19 protein-coding genes are annotated in these 15,957 nt (G+C 49.6%); 6 read left to right on the top strand and 13 right to left on the bottom strand.

The window, feature by feature from the left end:
* Window positions 1-119 precede the first annotated feature (119 nt).
* Together nfuA and BFC17_RS15605 are read left to right on the top strand one after the other, a co-directional pair.
* The gene (gene nfuA, locus BFC17_RS15610) at window positions 120-698 is read left to right on the top strand and encodes a Fe-S biogenesis protein NfuA (protein ID WP_070177425.1); all 579 of its coding nucleotides are present in this window, start codon (window positions 120-122) and stop codon (window positions 696-698) included.
* A 17-nt stretch (window positions 699-715) separates the two neighbouring features.
* A complete protein-coding gene (locus BFC17_RS15605; RefSeq protein WP_070177424.1) occupies window positions 716-931 on the top strand; it encodes a hypothetical protein in 216 nt (71 codons plus the stop codon).
* Here the strand turns inward: BFC17_RS15605 and BFC17_RS15600 are convergent.
* Window positions 928-2,196, bottom strand: a complete 1,269-nt coding sequence (locus BFC17_RS15600; protein ID WP_083271829.1) for an MATE family efflux transporter — start codon at window positions 2,194-2,196, stop codon at window positions 928-930. The genes BFC17_RS15605 and BFC17_RS15600 overlap by 4 nt on opposite strands.
* 108 nt (window positions 2,197-2,304) lie before the next feature.
* Here BFC17_RS15600 and BFC17_RS15595 point away from each other — a divergent pair, with 108 nt between their 5' ends.
* On the top strand, window positions 2,305-3,399 hold the full coding sequence (locus tag BFC17_RS15595; protein WP_070177423.1) for a polysaccharide deacetylase family protein: 1,095 nt from the start codon (window positions 2,305-2,307) through the stop codon (window positions 3,397-3,399).
* 65 nt (window positions 3,400-3,464) lie between these two features.
* Here BFC17_RS15595 and BFC17_RS15590 read toward each other — a convergent pair whose 3' ends face one another.
* The 6 genes from BFC17_RS15590 to BFC17_RS15565 are packed head-to-tail and all read right to left on the bottom strand — an operon-like array spanning window position 3,465 to window position 7,966.
* The gene (locus BFC17_RS15590) at window positions 3,465-4,073 is read right to left on the bottom strand and encodes a GNAT family N-acetyltransferase (protein WP_070177422.1); all 609 of its coding nucleotides are present in this window, start codon (window positions 4,071-4,073) and stop codon (window positions 3,465-3,467) included.
* Complete coding sequence (locus BFC17_RS15585; protein WP_070177421.1) at window positions 4,074-4,718, bottom strand: SCO family protein; 645 nt, start codon at window positions 4,716-4,718, stop codon at window positions 4,074-4,076.
* Window positions 4,715-5,650, bottom strand: a complete 936-nt coding sequence (gene cyoE, locus BFC17_RS15580) for a heme o synthase (protein WP_070177420.1) — start codon at window positions 5,648-5,650, stop codon at window positions 4,715-4,717. The genes BFC17_RS15585 and cyoE overlap by 4 nt, the downstream gene beginning before the upstream one ends.
* Window positions 5,651-5,661: 11 nt before the next feature.
* Window positions 5,662-6,639, bottom strand: a complete 978-nt coding sequence (locus BFC17_RS15575) for a COX15/CtaA family protein (protein WP_070177419.1) — start codon at window positions 6,637-6,639, stop codon at window positions 5,662-5,664.
* Window positions 6,640-6,648: 9 nt separating this feature from the next.
* Window positions 6,649-7,221 carry a hypothetical protein gene (locus BFC17_RS15570; RefSeq protein WP_070177418.1) on the bottom strand — a complete coding sequence of 191 codons (573 nt, stop codon included), beginning with the start codon at window positions 7,219-7,221 and terminating at the stop codon, window positions 6,649-6,651.
* A gap of 1 nt (window position 7,222) precedes the next feature.
* The gene (locus BFC17_RS15565) at window positions 7,223-7,966 is read right to left on the bottom strand and encodes an SURF1 family protein (protein WP_175439583.1); all 744 of its coding nucleotides are present in this window, start codon (window positions 7,964-7,966) and stop codon (window positions 7,223-7,225) included.
* Between BFC17_RS15565 and BFC17_RS15560 the strand changes: the two genes are divergently transcribed.
* Window positions 7,965-8,174 carry a DUF2909 domain-containing protein gene (locus BFC17_RS15560; RefSeq protein ID WP_070177417.1) on the top strand — a complete coding sequence of 70 codons (210 nt, stop codon included), beginning with the start codon at window positions 7,965-7,967 and terminating at the stop codon, window positions 8,172-8,174. The genes BFC17_RS15565 and BFC17_RS15560 overlap by 2 nt on opposite strands.
* Window positions 8,175-8,177: 3 nt before the next feature.
* Here the strand turns inward: BFC17_RS15560 and BFC17_RS15555 are convergent, their stop codons facing one another.
* The 5 genes from BFC17_RS15555 to lexA all read right to left on the bottom strand — a co-directional run bounded on the left by BFC17_RS15555 (window position 8,178) and on the right by lexA (window position 13,457).
* Window positions 8,178-9,056, bottom strand: coding sequence for a cytochrome c oxidase subunit 3 (locus BFC17_RS15555; protein WP_070177416.1), 879 nt, complete (start codon window positions 9,054-9,056; stop codon window positions 8,178-8,180).
* 16 nt (window positions 9,057-9,072) lie between these two features.
* Window positions 9,073-9,648 (bottom strand): cytochrome c oxidase assembly protein, encoded by a 576-nt coding sequence (locus tag BFC17_RS15550; protein WP_070177415.1) that lies wholly within the window; start codon window positions 9,646-9,648, stop codon window positions 9,073-9,075.
* A 10-nt stretch (window positions 9,649-9,658) separates the two neighbouring features.
* Entirely contained in the window at window positions 9,659-11,275 is a 1,617-nt protein-coding gene (gene ctaD, locus BFC17_RS15545; RefSeq protein WP_070177414.1) for a cytochrome c oxidase subunit I, read from the bottom strand.
* Between the two features lie 9 nt (window positions 11,276-11,284).
* Entirely contained in the window at window positions 11,285-12,391 is a 1,107-nt protein-coding gene (gene coxB, locus BFC17_RS15540) for a cytochrome c oxidase subunit II (RefSeq protein WP_070177413.1), read from the bottom strand.
* Between the two features lie 442 nt (window positions 12,392-12,833).
* The gene (gene lexA, locus BFC17_RS15535; protein WP_070177412.1) at window positions 12,834-13,457 is read right to left on the bottom strand and encodes a transcriptional repressor LexA; all 624 of its coding nucleotides are present in this window, start codon (window positions 13,455-13,457) and stop codon (window positions 12,834-12,836) included.
* 357 nt (window positions 13,458-13,814) lie between these two features.
* On the opposite strand from lexA, the gene BFC17_RS15530 reads away from it, so the two are divergent.
* The gene (locus tag BFC17_RS15530) at window positions 13,815-14,237 is read left to right on the top strand and encodes a hypothetical protein (protein ID WP_070177411.1); all 423 of its coding nucleotides are present in this window, start codon (window positions 13,815-13,817) and stop codon (window positions 14,235-14,237) included.
* Window positions 14,238-14,682: 445 nt separating this feature from the next.
* On the opposite strand, the gene BFC17_RS15525 is transcribed toward BFC17_RS15530, so the two are convergent.
* Window positions 14,683-14,895, bottom strand: a complete 213-nt coding sequence (locus tag BFC17_RS15525; protein ID WP_070177410.1) for a hypothetical protein — start codon at window positions 14,893-14,895, stop codon at window positions 14,683-14,685.
* 205 nt (window positions 14,896-15,100) lie between these two features.
* Here BFC17_RS15525 and BFC17_RS15520 point away from each other — a divergent pair, with 205 nt between their 5' ends.
* On the top strand, window positions 15,101-15,559 hold the full coding sequence (locus BFC17_RS15520; RefSeq protein WP_070177409.1) for a hypothetical protein: 459 nt from the start codon (window positions 15,101-15,103) through the stop codon (window positions 15,557-15,559).
* Window positions 15,560-15,957: the final 398 nt, after the last annotated feature.

Raw genomic sequence — 15,957 nt, 5'->3', positions numbered from 1 at the left:
TTATCAGATGGTATTGAAACCAGTAAGTACGGCATAATATATTTATTCAATACCTGACTGTTTTACTCAGGTTAATTTGTTATTATATGCGTTAGTTAATGATTATGCAGGACTCTACAATGATCTCAATATCAAAAGAGGCCCAGGGGCATTTTGTTAAGTTGCTGGCAAAACAGGAAGAAGGCACCAATATTCGTGTTTTCGTCGTTAATCCAGGAACTTCCAGTGCCGAATGTGGTGTTTCTTACTGTCCACCGGATGCGGTGGAGCCTTCCGACACCCGTTTGCCTTTTGATGGCTTCGATGCTGTTGTTGACGAAGAAAGCGCGCCTTACTTAGAAGCCGCCGAAATCGACTATGTTACCGACCAGATGGGCTCTCAGTTAACCCTGAAAGCACCCAATGCCAAAGCCCGCAAAGTGGCTGATGATGCGCCGCTGGTTGAGCGTATCAACTATATGATTGAGTCAGAAGTAAACCCACAGCTGGCCAACCATGGCGGTCAGGTAGTGCTGTTGGAAGTAACCGAAGACGGTTATGCCGTATTGCAGTTTGGCGGCGGTTGTAATGGTTGTTCAATGGTAGACGTAACCCTGAAAGAAGGCATCGAAAAGCAAATGCTTGAAGAGTTTGCCGGCGAAATCAAAGGTGTACGCGATGCCACAGAACACCAGTCTGGCGAGCACTCTTACTACTAAGCTCAACAGCCAGCGTGATGCTGCCGTTTAGTCACTGGCAACGGTTTATTCAGGGCCTCAGTGTGTTTGCACTGGGGCTTGTGGTTATGGTGATTGGAGCCTGGTGGGTTTTGCCACTGTACTACGCTGGCCTGGCTATTCTGCTCGGCGGCTTTGGCTGGGCAATGTCTGGCTATCTGGGCCTGCTGTGGCAGCGTCTGACTAAAAACATTAATCCCAACAAATACCGCTAGGCGCTGGCAGGCGTCACCAGTTTGCTGTTGCGCCAGTAAAAAACGGCGGCGAGGGTCACGCCCCTAGCCAGTAGAAAGGCCAGCAATGCCCACCATAGCGCCGGATTCCCCTGGGCCTGAGTAACATACCATACCGGAAAAAATACCAGTAACGCACTTAGGATCATGGTATCGCGCATCGCTTTGGCATGAGTTAAGCCAACAAACACGCCATCAAATAAAAAACACCAGTGGGCAAGCAGCGGTAATAAGGTCATCATTCCCAGATACGGATAAGCAGCCTCTTGCAGAGGCACGATATCGGTTAATAAGCGGATGATATCCGGCCCGTAAGCCCAGAACACCAGGGCATATCCCACCGCAAATACACCAGACCACAACAGCCCCCTGTGAGTCTGGCGCATTACCCCACGCGGGCTTTTCGCGCCAGCCGCTTCGCCAACGGTAGCCTCAACAGCATACGCAATGCCATCCAGCCCCAGCGCAATCAGCACAAAAAATTGCATTAAAATGGCATTCACTGCTGTTGCCGTTTGCCCGTAGCGGGCTCCCTGAATGGTCAGAAATGCCAGGCACGCCTGCAAGGCAAGATTCCGTAACAACATATCGCCGTTCAGCTTCATCAGGAATTTGCGGGCGGTTTTGTCAAACCAGGCGCGCAGCGGTTTTTGCCAGCCAATCTGGCCCAGCGCAATCACTACCGCCATCAGCATCATGGTATATTCAGCGACAACGCTGGCAAGGGCGACACCACTCACGCCCCAGTCCCACCACCAGACCAACGTAATATCCAATCCGGCGTTCAGCAGATTCCCCACTATCTGCACAATCAGCACACTGGTTGTTTTTTGCTGTCCGACCAACCAGCCAATCAAGGCCAGATTTAATAACGCTGCGGGAGCACCCCATACGCGAACAGAGAAATACTCCCGACTGTACTGAGCAACCTCAGCCGTTGGCGCTGCCAGCCATAAGCCGGTGTGCAAAATAACCTGCTGACCAAGCCAGATTAATACCCCCAGCAACAGGGCTATCAGAGCGGTCTGGTAAAAGGATTTAGCCATGGCGGTAAGGTTATTCTCACCTTTAGCCTGGGCACTCATGCCGGTGGCTGACATGCGGATAAAACCGCACACCCAGTACAGTTGAGTCAGGATCAACGCTCCGATTGACGCCCCGGCCAGTTGTGCCGATGAATCCATATGCCCCATTACCGCCGTATCAACCAGTCCTAGGAGTGGCGTAGTGATATTGGCTAAAATCATTGGGATCGCCAGCTTCAGTAACTGAATATGAGCGGCTGGGCCTTGTAACTGATAGGATAGGGTAGTCACCAGAACGTTTAACTTTTGTTTTATTATCAAGGAGAATGCATGCAGTTTATCACGAGACGACAATTTATCCCGCTGTTCCTGAGTCTCCTGTTTCTGCACAGTACCCTGAGCCTGAGCTGGGCGAGCGCCGCGCCTGCACACTCAAGCGGTGTCATTTTGCTTTATCACCATGTTTCGGACGACACACCACGCAGTACATCGATAACGCCTGCAAAGTTTGCCGAACACCTTGATTACATTAACCAGCACTTTACCGTGGTGCCCCTTAACAAACTGATTAATGCGGCAAAAGGGCAGGGACAGGTTCCGGACAATGCGCTGGCGATCACCTTTGACGATGGCTACGAAAATATTTTGCAAAATGGCCACCCGTTAATTAAAAAATATGGCTTTCCCTACACTATTTTTATTAACCCCCAGGTTATAGGTAAACAGGCAAACCAGCTCGACTGGCAGCAGGTAAAGGCCATGCAAAACGAAGGGGTTACCTTTGCCAATCACACCCTGGACCATCTGCATCTGCTGGAGAAGTTGCCTGGTGAGCAAGAGTCAGACTGGCTTGAGCGCGTGTGGCAAAACATTACTGAGGCAGAAACCATTCTGCAACAACATACGGGGCAATCGTTAAAGTACCTCGCCTATCCCTTTGGCGAATACAACCAAACCCTTGCCACTAAACTCACCAACAATGGTTACACCGCATTTGGGCAACACTCCGGCGGAGTGGGTACATTTAGCGACATGGCCGCGATCCCGCGCTTTCCCGCTGCGGGTCGCTACGCCAACCTGAGTACGCTGAAAACCAAAATGGCCAGTCTGGCAATGCCGGTAAGCAAGGTATCGCTTAGCAATCCCCAACAGGATAAGCGGGAACTCGGCGATGATGTGGTGATTATGCTGGATAAGAACGGGGCAGCGGATGTCAGATTATCCCAGTTAGCCTGCTATTATCAGGGCGATACACTGGAGACTTCGACCACAGAGAATCAGTTTACCTTTACGCTTACCGCTACTTTACCCGTAGGTCGTTCGCGGGTTAACTGCACAGCGCCGTCAAACTCGGCAAACGGACGTTTTTACTGGTATTCCATGCCTTTTTTTGTGGCCACCGAAGAAGGGAAATATCCTGACTAAACTAAGCCTGGAATATAAGGGCTTGCTTCAAACAGCCATGGCGGCGGCCGGCAAGCCCTTAACGGTTATTTAGTTTCGATATGTAACGCTCTAATCATCTGAACAAACTGATCGTTAGCGCGGTGTTCACCGAATCCTAAACGTTTATAAAACGCAATTGCGCCTTCGTTAGCGATTTCACAGTTTAAAACAAGGGCGTTTTTCTTCATTGCGCGGGCTTTTACTTCCATAAACTCGATAAGGGCAGAACCGGTTCCCTGACGCCTTGCGTCGGGCGAAACCGCCAGGTGACCTATACCCATCTCAGTAAATAAAGGGGCCTCCAACACCGCAAGATATCGCTGAGAGCGCATGACAATTTCCAGCGCATCATCGATACCAAAGTGTTCTACAATGGAAGACAGGGTTTCGCGGTCAAAGTTTTCAGGCAAGCGGTCGTGCCAGCAACTAATCAGGCCGGCTACGTTACCGTTAACTTCGGCAACCCAATGATTTTCAAAACCGTACTGCCCCCCTCCTTTATTCCAGGCTGATAACAGGTACTGGCTGGCGACTTCGGGGTCACCTTCGCCAAATACTTCCGTAAGCAGATGCTTACCGGCGTTAAACAGCAAGGGAACAGCTACACTACCATCATCCTTTTTGGCATTTCGGATAATACTACAACATGGCATTTAATGGTCTTTGATAATATAAGGTAAGTCAGTAAGCATTTGAATACTATCACTAACTGCTACCTCACCGGGATTATACTTTGGCTTAAACCTTCCGATGGCCAAACCATCCGGGTCGACAACAACCACAGACGCACTGTGGTCGACAAGGTAATTAGGATTATCTGTACTTTCCGCAATGGCGTACATGAGTCCTAACGACCTCGCAAACGGAAACAACATCTTGTGTTCACCCGTTAGCGCAACAAATTCAGGATTGAAATACGCCAGGTAAGATTCCAGTCTTTCAGGGGTGTCCCGTTTGGGATCAACAGAGACAAACACTACCTGAATTGGCGCACCGGGGGAAATATCTTTTAGTTCTGGATAAATTTGCCCTAATGCAGACATGGTCGTAGGACACACATCCGGACAGAAGGTGTAACCTAAAAACAACAGGCTCCAGTGGTCTTTAAACACCTCATTAGTCACGGTTTCGCCATGCTGATTGACCAGCTCAACCGGCGCTAACTGGCGGGGTTCAGGGAATGTCTGAAAATACTGGGGCGCACCTGTTGAATTGCCAGAGGCTTTCCACCAGGCAAAACCAGCGCCTGCAGCCAGAGCCACAGCCGCTACCAGAGACAACAATAATTTTTGATTCATAAAGCCAACGGTACATAGTGATCTACCAGCAATACTACAAATAATACCATCAGATGCAAAATCGAGTATTTAAAGGTGGTCATGGCCGTTTGCTCATCGGCAGCATATTTAAGTTTTAGCGCATAATACAAAAAGCCAGCATTGAGTACCGAAGATCCCAGCAGGTAAATGAGATGTGCTTTACCAATTAAGTACGGCAACAGGCACACCAGGCAAAGCAATATGGTGTAAAGCAGCACACAGGTTTTGGTAAACGCAATACCATGGGTAACCGGCAACATCGGTACCTTTGCTTTGGCGTAGTCTTTTTCGCGGTGGATAGCCAGCGCCCAGAAGTGCGGCGGCGTCCAGGTAAACACAATCAGCACCAGCAGCAAGGCATGGGCATGCACTTCTCCGGTAACGGCTGTCCAGCCCAGCAGTGGTGGCGCCGCGCCGGCTAAGCCGCCGATCACAATATTTTGTGGTGTTGCTCGCTTAAGAAACATTGTGTAAATGACCGCATAACCCACCAGACTGGCCAGGGTAAGAAAAGCCGTCAGCCGGTTTACCCATATTTCCAGCAATGCGTAACCAACCACAGCCAGCACAAATGAAAATACCAGCGCCTGGGGAATACTTACTTTGCCTTTTACCACCGGGCGATTAAAGGTGCGCGCCATCTGGCTGTCTATCTTGTGGTCCACAATGTGATTCAGCACTGCCGCAGCACTGGCCAGCAGGCCAATACCCAGTAATCCGGCAATCAGTTTGTCGGCGGGAACCCAGCCCGGCGTTGCCAGGCACATCCCGACCAATGCCGTGAGTAACAGCAGCATAACCACTCTGGGCTTGGTCATTTCGTAATAGTAGCCCCAGTGGGTTCGCCAGCTACTTAAGCGGGTAGTCTTGGCAGGGGGAACACCAGCACCAATCAATTGTGATTTAGCCATATAAGAATCTCCTACACTTTTCGATACAGTGTGTAAGTAATGAGAACCAGCACCAGCAGCAAGCATGCCGCTACCGCGTTGTGTAATACTGCTACCTGCAAGGGTAAGCTGAACACCACGTTGCTCACGCCAAGACCAACCTGCGCCAGCAGCGTAATGGCCAGCACCACAGCCGCACTGCGCAAATGCTGGGAAGCCGAGTGGCGGTATAAACTAATGGCCAGCCACCCCAGATATAAAAAGGTAATGACAGCGCCTAACCGGTGAGCAATGTGCATGGTCATCCGCTCGCCATAGTCGTGGGCCCCGTATTCGTAGTTATCGGCTTCGGGGACGCTATAGGCACCCGCGATATCAACCCGGGCAAGCCAGTCGCCCTCACACAGAGGAAATTCGGTACAGGCCAGCGCCGCATAGTTAGCCGAAGTCCAGCCGCCCAAGGCAATTTGCCCCACCAGCACCACAATGCCCAGCACGGCAAAAGCGGCGTAACGCTTAATGCGCATATCCACAAAACCCAATCGGTATCGACACAGGCGCAGGTACAGTAAAAACAGGCAGGTGAGTACGCTGAAGCCCCCCAGCAGATGGCCCATCACCACCACGGGCAACAGATTCAGCGTTACTGTCCACATGCCTAGCAGCGCCTGAAAGGTGACCAGTACCAGCAGCAAAAGCGGCAGCTTTAGCGGCACCTGTGGAGAGCGCTTTACCAAGGACCAGATGGCTATCGCCAAAATACACAAGCCGAGGGTGCCGGCAAAATAGCGGTGGATCATTTCGTTCCAGGCTTTATGCGTCTCAACCGGGCGCTCGGGGTAGGCTTCGTTAGCCGCATTGATGAGAGTTTCAGACTGGGGTACTGTTAAATGGCCGTAACAACCGGGCCAGTCTGGGCAACCTAGCCCTGCATCGGTTAACCGGGTATACGCGCCTAATACAATCACCACGACTGCCAGCAGAATGCTAAATCCGACGAGTTTGCGCATAGTACCGCCTTAACCTATCCGGGATAACTTAAGTAACTTACGTAAATCAGCCAGCACATCCCGGCTGCCCATCACGGCATCCTGACGCAGGTTATACAGCGGGTATCGCAACATCGCACTGCCCTGGGTATCGACCAGAAACAAGTGTCCGTTTAACTGACTTTCGGTTAACGCCTGCATCTGCTCGCGGGTTAACGACACCGCATTGATGTGCTGATATTCATGCAGAATAGCCATCGCCTTGGGGTCGCTGGCCGCAGATAAAAATACCGCTGGCTGAGCACGGTCAGACTCTTTACCCAGTGCCAGCCACACTTGCTGCATGGCATAGATGGCATTTTCGCATTCGCTGTTACAGGTTGCCGGAACAATGTACATTACCCGCCATTTCGGTGTCTGATCAGCAAGCAGTGGCTGGACATTTTCTACCGGCTGCAGCAGCTCGCCTTTGTTGGTAGCGGCCTGTTCAAACCAGCTAAAATCAAGCGCCAGCCTGGCCAGAATGACAGGCACAATAAACGCGGCCAGTAATACCAGCAGCGCACGTTTTGGTTTGGATTGAGTCTCAATTGCAGTCGCCATCTTATTTGGATCTCCTGATGAGCACGATAATGAAAATAACCACAGCGGCGATGGCCAGGCCAAACCACTGAATGGCATAGCCCAGATGTTTTTGCGGCGGCATCACAACCGGTTGCCAGTTGGTAACCAACTGTTCCAATCCGGGCTGCGATGACAATCGCTCTATCACCATATCCGGCAGTGCAGTAGCCCATTGCTGATTTAACAAGGGAATATCAATTTGCTGAACCAGCAACGGAAAGCGGTCAAATTGCTGTTGGGTTTCCTTAATCAATGGGTTCAGGCCAGGCTGGGTAATCACGCCGTCGATTTGAATTTCACCCGTTGGCAGCGATAACGACGGCAGTTCATCCCGCGTAGCGGGGGCAGCCATCCAGCCCATGTTGACCAGTATTGCCCTGCCCTGGGTAACCACAGGAACCAGCACGTCGTAGCCTGTTTTGCCGTTTGTAATCTGATTATCAAGCAGGATCATCATCCCGGTTTGAACCTGACCGCGAAAGCTGACCGGCACGTCTCTGATATCCTGCCACTGTGCCGCCACATCCAACGGATGCATTGGCGCAGTGGCGTATTTTTGCGCTATGCTGTCGAGACGGTGTTGTTTTTGCTCCATGCGATCAAGCTGCCAAAACCCCAAAAACACCATAATGACAACCGCTGTCAGCGTTACGCAGCTTGCCAGAATTGGCCATTTAAATGGCACAATGGTATGAACCCTGGAGCCCTGAGGAGTTTTGCTCATGGTTATTAAATTGATTATTGTGGGTTTACTGATTTTTATGATCATTAACCTGTTTTTAGCCATGAAGGTGATGCTGGGTAACGACTCGGGCAAAGGCCCTATGAGCAAATACATTGGCCGACGGGTAATGACATCGGCACTGATTGTGGTGATCATCCTGATTGCCATGGCAACCGGACTGATCACCCCAAATCCGAGTCCTTACTAAGCATTAAAGGATGTACACAAACACAAACAACATTACCCACACCACGTCGACAAAGTGCCAGTACCAGCTGCCGGCCTGAAAAGCGAAGTGGTTGTCGGGACTAAAATGCCCCTTTAGTACTCTTAAAAACAATACGGCTAAAATGATCGTGCCCAGCGTAACGTGCATACCGTGGAAGCCGGTTAGCAGAAAGAAAGTATTGCCATACACGCCGGATTGCAGGGTTAACCCCAACTCCTGATACGCGTGGATATATTCCTCTACCTGCAGGAACAAAAAGGTACCGCCGAGTAAAATCGTCACGCCCAGCATAGCGGTTAGCTGTTTACGCTTACCCTGCTCCAGCCCGACATGAGCAAAATGCAGTGTTACCGACGAAATCAGCAAAATAATAGTATTGATGGTGGGTAATCCGGCCCAGCTCATGGGCGTGGTACTGGTGCCTCCCGGCGTTTCAACCAGCGGCCACATGGCCTGAAAACCCGGCCACAGCACTTCATTGGTCATGGCGTTGTTAGAGGAGCCCCCAAGCCATGGCACGGCAATCATGCGTGCATAAAACAATGCACCAAAGAATGCTGCAAAAAACATCACCTCAGAGAAAATAAACCAGCTCATCCCCTGACGGTATGAACGGCCCAGCTGCTCGCTGTATAAGCCACTCATGGACTCGTTGATTTGGTCTTTAAACCAGCCAAACAACATGACCAGTAACATAACAATACCGGCACCGAGCACATTGTCGCCCCAGCCGGCTTCGCCACGAGTTGCCTCTATTACAAAATTACCGGCACCCACCGCGATTAAAAACAGCGCAATGGCACCAACAATAGGCCAGTAGCTTTGCGCCGGAACATAGTATTTCTGATACTCTTGTTGCATTACATTCTCCTTAGACTCAGTTAGCAGTAAACGAAGTCAGGAAAGGGTTATTAATAGGGTTATTGTTGTCACCGTTACCGGTGACATCAAAAAGCGTGTATTGCACGGTAAAAAAGTGAATGTCCTCCGGCAGCTGCGGATCCACATAAAAGCGCATCGGCATGAGGGTTTCTGCGCCCGCTGCCAGTGGCTGACTGTTAAAACAAAAACACTCGGTTTTGTTTAAAAACAGCGCCGCCTGACCGGGCGTCACCGAGGGAATGGCCTGAGCAACCATGGCCTTACCCACCGGATTACGCACATAAAACTCCACCATATTCATCTCACCCGGATGCACTTTTACCTTGTGCGTTTGCGCTCGAAACTCCCAGGGCATACCGGTGTGAGTGCGGGTAATAAACTCTACGGTTACCGTGCGCGACTCATCTATTTGTCCATCGTAATAAACCGCGGCGGTATCCCGGGTTTTGCCATTAATGCCAGTGATGTCGCAGAACACGTCATACAGCGGCACCAACGCAAAACCAAAGCCAAACATGCCCACCACAATAAGCAGCAGTTTGGTGACCAGCGCAGTATTAGGATTGGCCATGATCGCGTCCTTACTTCACTACTGGCGGCGTATCAAAAGTATGATAAGGCGCCGGTGATGGGATTTCCCATTCGAGGCCTTCAGCACCTTCCCAAACCTGGTCGGATACCGGCTCGCCCTGTTTACGGCAGGCTTTAATCATCACGGCGAGGAAAATAAGCTGAGACAAACCAAAGGCGAAGCCGCCCAGGCTGATCCACTTATTGAAGTCAGCAAACTGCAGCGCATAATCCGGAATACGCCGGGGCATACCGGCCAGACCCACAAAATGCATGGGGAAGAACAGCACATTTACCGAAATCAGCGAGCACCAGAAGTGCCATTTGGCCAGGGTGATATCGAACATCCGACCGGTCCATTTAGGGATCCAGTAGTACACCGCCGCCATAATCGAGAACACCGCTCCCGTTACCAGTACATAATGGAAATGCGCCACCACAAAATAGGTATCGTGATACTGGAAGTCCACCGGCGTAATGGCCAGCATTAATCCTGATAATCCCCCAATGGTAAACAGCACAATAAAGGCCAGGGCAAACATCATGGGAATTTCGAAGGTCATTGAACCGCGCCACATGGTGGCCACCCAGTTAAATACTTTCACCCCGGTGGGCACCGAGATGAGCATGGTAGCAAACATAAAGAACATCTCTGCCGCCACCGGCATACCGGTAGTAAACATGTGGTGCGCCCACACAATAAAGCTCAGTAACGCAATAGACGCCGTGGCATAAACCATAGAGGCGTAGCCGAACAAACGCTTACGGGCAAAGGTTGGAATAATCTGCGAGATAATACCGAAGGCCGGTAAAATCATGATGTACACTTCGGGATGACCAAAGAACCAGAAAATATGCTGGAACATTACCGGGTCGCCACCACCCGCGGCATCAAAGAAACTGGTGCCAAAGAACTTGTCGGTCAGTACCATGGTTACCGCCCCTGCTAACACCGGCATTACGGCAATCAGCAGGAATGCCGTAATTAACCAGGTCCACACAAACAGCGGCATTTTCATCCAGGTCATGCCCGGTGCACGCATGTTAAAGATGGTAACGATTACGTTGATGGCCCCCATAATCGACGAGATACCCATAATGTGTACCGAGAACACAAACAACGCGGTGCTGTCGCCGCTGTAAGTTGTGGATAATGGTGCATAGAAGGTCCAGCCAAATGCCGGGCCGCCGCCTTCCACAAACAACGATGCCAGTAGAATGGAGAACGCAAACGGCAGGATCCAGAAACTCCAGTTATTCATGCGTGGCAGCGCCATGTCCGGCGCACCAATCATCATGGGGATCAGCCAGTTGGCTAAGCCGGTAAAAGCCGGCATTACCGCACCGAATACCATGATCAGGCCATGCACGGTGGTCATCTGATTAAAGAAGTTAGGCTCAACAATTTGTAAGCCCGGCTGAAACAGCTCGGCTCTTATTACCATCGCCATGGCGCCGCCCACCAAAAACATGATGAAGGCGAACCACAGGTACAACGTACCTATGTCTTTGTGGTTGGTAGTTAATACCCAACGCATAATGCCTTTGGGAATATGATGCTCATGATGATCGTCGTGAGCATCTGCCGCCCCGTGTTCGGGGCTCAAAATATCAGTTGCTTTACTCATGGTATGCTCCTATTCCCCGCTGGCTACAGCGTTGACGTCTTTTGCCTGCACCATATCACCGGTGTTGTTGCCCCAGGCATTACGCTCGTAGGTAATCACTGCTGCCAGCTCTTTAAGGCTCAGCATTTTGCCAAAGGCCTGCATGGCGGTACCGGTTTTACCATTCAATACAATGTTGATATGCCCCTGCATGTCGTTGAGAGCCATAGGACTGCCTTTCAGCGCCGGGAAGACGCCGGGTAGTCCTTCACCATTGGGCATATGACAAGCTGCGCAAGTGGCGTTGTATACTCGCTCACCTTCTGCCATCAGCTCTTCCATAGACATATTCATTGCCAGTAAGCGCTGTTCTTCTTGCTTCGCCTGTTTACGGATTGTTTCCTGCTCACTTACCCACGCCTCATAAGCCGCTGGCTCTTTAGCAATCACCACCACAGGCATAAAACCATGGTCCTTGCCGCACAGCTCTGCACATTGACCACGGTAAATGCCTGGCTCGTCAACTCGGGTCCAGGCTTCGTTAATAAAGCCGGGATTGGCATCTTTTTTAACGGCGAAATCCGGTACCCACCAAGAGTGAATCACGTCGTCAGAGGTGATCAGAAAACGGACTTTCTGACCGGTAGGGATAACCAGTGGACGATCCACTTCCAGCAGGTAGTTTTCACCTTTGCTGTAGCGGTTATCAATTTGCTCACGCTGGGTCGCCAACAGAGAGTAAAACTCCACATCACGATCCATGTATTTGTAGTGCCATTTCCACTGCGAGCCTGTTACCAGCACCGTCATATCCGGCTCTGTAGTATCTTCCATTGCAAGTAGAGTTTTGGCGGCTGGTACAGCCATAAAGATAAGGATCAGAAAGGGTATAATGGTCCAGGCTATTTCTACTTTAACGCTTTCGTGAAAATTAGCCGGTTTTGCCCCGCGTGATTTGCGGTGCAGGTACATAGAGACAAACATGATCCCAAACACAACAACTGCGATCCCCACACAAATGGAGAACATCAGCATGTGCAGATCGTAAACCTGACCACTGATTTCTGTGGCACCACGCCGCAAATTCAATGCAGACACGGCTTCATTTCCCGATGCCTGCGCCAGTGCGCCGGTCATCAACAAAGTGAGTGCGGTCCAGGCTTTCAGTACGCATATCCCGAGTCGGTTCACTCGACACCTCCCTTAGACCTTGCAGCCACTCGCGGAACGCCCCAATGCGAAAAAGCCAGACTGGTCTTCTTGGTTGTTATTTGAACTGCCTTTTTAATTATTTGTGTTTATATTGTTATTTTATTGTTAAACACAGTATAAGAATTACTCATTGTGACTATAACGTCCAGTTATTTTTGGCTAAAACTCAGACAAATGGTTATTTTTTATTCAGAGGGAAGATTAAGAAAGGTAATAGTTAGTAAGCTTTTACTAACAAAATAATACGCCCGGCAAGGCTACCAGGCTGGCAGAAAGGCCTGGTTCAGTGTATTTCAACGCCAAATAGCAAAAAACCGGCGACTGCCGGTTTTAAACTTTAGTAAATACAGTAATTACCAGCTCAATATTACATCCAGTCGGCGTTACGAATAACACCTACGGCAATGCCTTCAATATTGAACGGTTGGTTAGCCAGGTCAACCCTGATAGGGGCAAACTCTTCGTTTTCGGCATGCAGCAATACCTCTCGACCCCGTTTTTCCAAACGTTTAACGGTGACGTCCTCGTCGACCCGGGCAACCACAACCTGGCCATTGTGAACATCAGTAGTACGGTGAACTGCCAGCAAATCACCATCCAGAATACCTATGTCCTTCATACTCATGCCATTTACACGCAGCAGGAAGTCGGCTTTAGGATGAAACAATGCCGGATCGACCTTGTAATGCATCTCTACATGCTCCTGCGCCAATATAGGCTCACCCGCCGCGACCCGGCCTATAAGTGGTAAACCTTCATCCTCGGCTTCGTCGTCCAGCGGAATATTCAGTTTAATTCCCCGGGAAGTACCGGGCAAAATCTCAATCACGCCTTTTTTAGCCAGCGCCTTAAGATGCTCCTCAGCGGCATTCGCCGAGCGAAAACCCAGCTGTCTGGCAATTTCTGCACGCGTAGGCGGCATGCCGGTATCCACCATGGTGGATTTTATAAGATCGAGTACTTCTTGTTGACGGGGAGTTAGTGGACGCATAAACAGCCTGTTATTCCATACAGTTATTTGGAGTATAACCGCTTAACCACAAAACACAACGATTTTTGTGGTATCCCATACACAGGAGACTTAATACGGCTTGATTTGGCTATTCGCCGGAGAGGAAAATGTTAAACCAATCAAGACTTTGATTTTGCTTAGATAAAGCGTAATTTAGTAAATAGGAAATAAGCAACGACGCAGATACAACAGGCATTACTCGTCGTAACGCTAAAGTGGTTAGCGGTTTGTGTGCCGCGGTTGTTTCTTGCGAATACAAGTATACTCAGGAGCAGAATGCCGCATTACAATGCGCATCCTGATGCATTTGAAAATTGGAGTTAGGTTGTAATCAACATGGACGAATACGATGACATTGAACCAAAACCATTGCCCAGGTGGGTGCTCATTCCATTAGGAATAGTTCTGGTTCCATTTACCTTGCTATGCGTTATTGGCTCATCGATGCTCTTGCTCGCCCCAAATGTACCTCCTAATTTACTGACTATTTCACTGGGAAGCCTGTTTCTAGCGGGCAGCTTGTGGTTTTTTTATCTATCTCTACGCCTGTTGTTTGTAAACCCTAAAAATCAATCCGGTTTCATTGCGCCAATGGGTTTAAGAGCCATTGCGTTGGTTTTTGCCGTAATACCGGTCGCCTCATTAATTCTGGGCACTTTTTGGGAGAAGCCGTTGATTCACAGCATCATGACTGTGGCGTACATTGGAATTGTACTTAGATTGTGGGGCATGGCTAAAAACAGAGCGAAAAGTGCCTGAGAAGCGGCACCGGTTGGCTGGCTTCGTAGCGATTTGGTTAGCCGAAATTCTGGGTCGGAAATTAGCGGATAGTTAATGCCATCTAACCTGGTTTAACCACCGTAAGGAGAATGCAAAATGAAAAAGTTACTTTACCTGCCCGTTGTCGTGCTTTTGACTCAAGGGTGCCAATCGCACTCATCTCAGGTTCAAAGCCGGGTACCCGCGGTTGAATTTGGCAAGACATGTCGCGTCAGTCAAAGTTGTGTGAATTGCGATAAAGTTTCTTCATGCCAGCTTAGCAACCAGGAGGTACTGGGTGCGTATTGTTCCTGCCCTACAGCCAACGGGATTATAGATGGAACAGTCACACCCTAGCGCTCATTAAGCTAAGCAACAGGCAGTCATATACCTGTTTTAACTTCACAATGCGTCGGTAGGTCCTGTAATCACTTTGATTTGACGCTTAATGATCCGCAGTCACCTGAACGTCTTTTTTGAGCACAAGTACAGTTAAAAAAACAAGTGCCAGCGGGGGCATCAACGCGCTGAAAAAGCCTATCAGAGCAGTAAGCACCGGCGACTGGGTTTTTCTTTTACCTAAAAAATACCCGGCTACCGCCATTATAACTGCCAGTACAAATACCATCTGGCCGACCAGTGTTGCATTGATGTTCATTTATAAAAGTCCTTTTAGTTTTCTACAGCCGCACATCGCATTTTTCGCTAACGAGCTACTTGTAAGAAGTTGCTGATCACTTTACCAGCTCCCCAAAGTGGCCACCAGCGTTGAATTAAGCCGATAATCACTTTGCTTTATTAAGCTGAGATTCAGTTTAACCGTCTATTATTAATACCATACCCCATTGAACAAGGAAGCTCAGATGAAACGGTTTTCACATCCTTTGGTTATAACCGCGCTATGTAGCATAACGCTTGGTGGTTGTGCCAGCAAAGATACCCTGCCTAAGTCAGCAAAGAATCAGTTTATCACCGAGTTTTATGCCAGCGTGAATGCTGTTCAGCCAGTAAAATTCGACTCTGATATGGAGCAGAATGTCGCAGCTGGCGCTGTAATTGGTGCGGCAAATAGCATTGGCAAAGACAGAGATCCTTTCGCGGCGGCGATTGTCAGCGGCGGACTCTTTGGTTTATTGACTGCCATATGGGAAGGTAATCGCACGGGTTATGAATATTCGCTACATGCGGTAGACGGCGATGATGTACTGGTCATTGTGGAAGAGCGTAATGCCGAGGTGGGAGATTGCGTACAGGTAAGGGTAGCGGGCGATGTATTTATCCGACCAGCCGCCCCCGATCAGTGCGTGCCACTGGAAGAATAAACGCGTTTCTATTTTTCTACTGCAATAGCTAATCACAAGTAAGCACGATGCTAAGGACGCCTTGCCATTCGCTGTGGCACTTTGTGCGTGCATCTTGCTGGCGGTATCTCATGCAATTGTCTGCGGATCATTGAAGCCAGTTTAAAATGCGATCAGACTGTTTAATTGCAACAAAGAGAAAGCGGTTAGTCACAAGGACGCTCCCCTCAAAAAAACATGAACAAACTTCATGGCTCAATGAAAATAAACCATTATTTTTCATATTTAATTCCGCGTATAACGTTAATCATATTCTGAGTACCCGGCTAAGCCGCTGTTGTTTTTACTGCTTTTTTCTCGTTTCTACAGCAAATGAATAGCGGCCGGATTGGGGTTACTTGCCAAAGGCACAGCCAGAA

This window comes from Marisediminitalea lipolytica, from assembly GCF_001758465.1.
In the GTDB taxonomy this organism is placed as follows: Bacteria; Pseudomonadota; Gammaproteobacteria; order Enterobacterales; family Alteromonadaceae; genus Alteromonas; species Alteromonas lipolytica.
Note: the sequence above shows the minus strand (reverse complement) of the source record. Positions and strands in the feature narration are given on the sequence as shown.

What these genes read in the sequence shown, in the direction of transcription:
- BFC17_RS15550 (WP_070177415.1), bottom strand. Translation starts at nt 9,648, where the DNA reads ATGGCCAATCCTAATACTGCGCTGGTCACCAAACTGCTGCTTATTGTG.
- BFC17_RS15585 (WP_070177421.1), bottom strand. Translation starts at nt 4,718, where the DNA reads ATGAATCAAAAATTATTGTTGTCTCTGGTAGCGGCTGTGGCTCTGGCT.
- BFC17_RS15570 (WP_070177418.1), bottom strand. Translation starts at nt 7,221, where the DNA reads ATGGCGACTGCAATTGAGACTCAATCCAAACCAAAACGTGCGCTGCTG.
- coxB (WP_070177413.1), bottom strand. Translation starts at nt 12,391, where the DNA reads ATGACCGGCGCACTGGCGCAGGCATCGGGAAATGAAGCCGTGTCTGCA.
- nfuA (WP_070177425.1), top strand. Translation starts at nt 120, where the DNA reads ATGATCTCAATATCAAAAGAGGCCCAGGGGCATTTTGTTAAGTTGCTG.
- BFC17_RS15565 (WP_175439583.1), bottom strand. Translation starts at nt 7,966, where the DNA reads ATGAGCAAAACTCCTCAGGGCTCCAGGGTTCATACCATTGTGCCATTT.
- BFC17_RS15575 (WP_070177419.1), bottom strand. Translation starts at nt 6,639, where the DNA reads ATGCGCAAACTCGTCGGATTTAGCATTCTGCTGGCAGTCGTGGTGATT.
- BFC17_RS15555 (WP_070177416.1), bottom strand. Translation starts at nt 9,056, where the DNA reads ATGCAACAAGAGTATCAGAAATACTATGTTCCGGCGCAAAGCTACTGG.
- lexA (WP_070177412.1), bottom strand. Translation starts at nt 13,457, where the DNA reads ATGCGTCCACTAACTCCCCGTCAACAAGAAGTACTCGATCTTATAAAA.
- BFC17_RS15590 (WP_070177422.1), bottom strand. Translation starts at nt 4,073, where the DNA reads ATGCCATGTTGTAGTATTATCCGAAATGCCAAAAAGGATGATGGTAGT.
- BFC17_RS15595 (WP_070177423.1), top strand. Translation starts at nt 2,305, where the DNA reads ATGCAGTTTATCACGAGACGACAATTTATCCCGCTGTTCCTGAGTCTC.
- BFC17_RS15525 (WP_070177410.1), bottom strand. Translation starts at nt 14,895, where the DNA reads ATGAACATCAATGCAACACTGGTCGGCCAGATGGTATTTGTACTGGCA.
- BFC17_RS15605 (WP_070177424.1), top strand. Translation starts at nt 716, where the DNA reads ATGCTGCCGTTTAGTCACTGGCAACGGTTTATTCAGGGCCTCAGTGTG.
- cyoE (WP_070177420.1), bottom strand. Translation starts at nt 5,650, where the DNA reads ATGGCTAAATCACAATTGATTGGTGCTGGTGTTCCCCCTGCCAAGACT.
- BFC17_RS15530 (WP_070177411.1), top strand. Translation starts at nt 13,815, where the DNA reads ATGGACGAATACGATGACATTGAACCAAAACCATTGCCCAGGTGGGTG.
- ctaD (WP_070177414.1), bottom strand. Translation starts at nt 11,275, where the DNA reads ATGAGTAAAGCAACTGATATTTTGAGCCCCGAACACGGGGCGGCAGAT.
- BFC17_RS15560 (WP_070177417.1), top strand. Translation starts at nt 7,965, where the DNA reads ATGGTTATTAAATTGATTATTGTGGGTTTACTGATTTTTATGATCATT.
- BFC17_RS15520 (WP_070177409.1), top strand. Translation starts at nt 15,101, where the DNA reads ATGAAACGGTTTTCACATCCTTTGGTTATAACCGCGCTATGTAGCATA.
- BFC17_RS15600 (WP_083271829.1), bottom strand. Translation starts at nt 2,196, where the DNA reads ATGATTTTAGCCAATATCACTACGCCACTCCTAGGACTGGTTGATACG.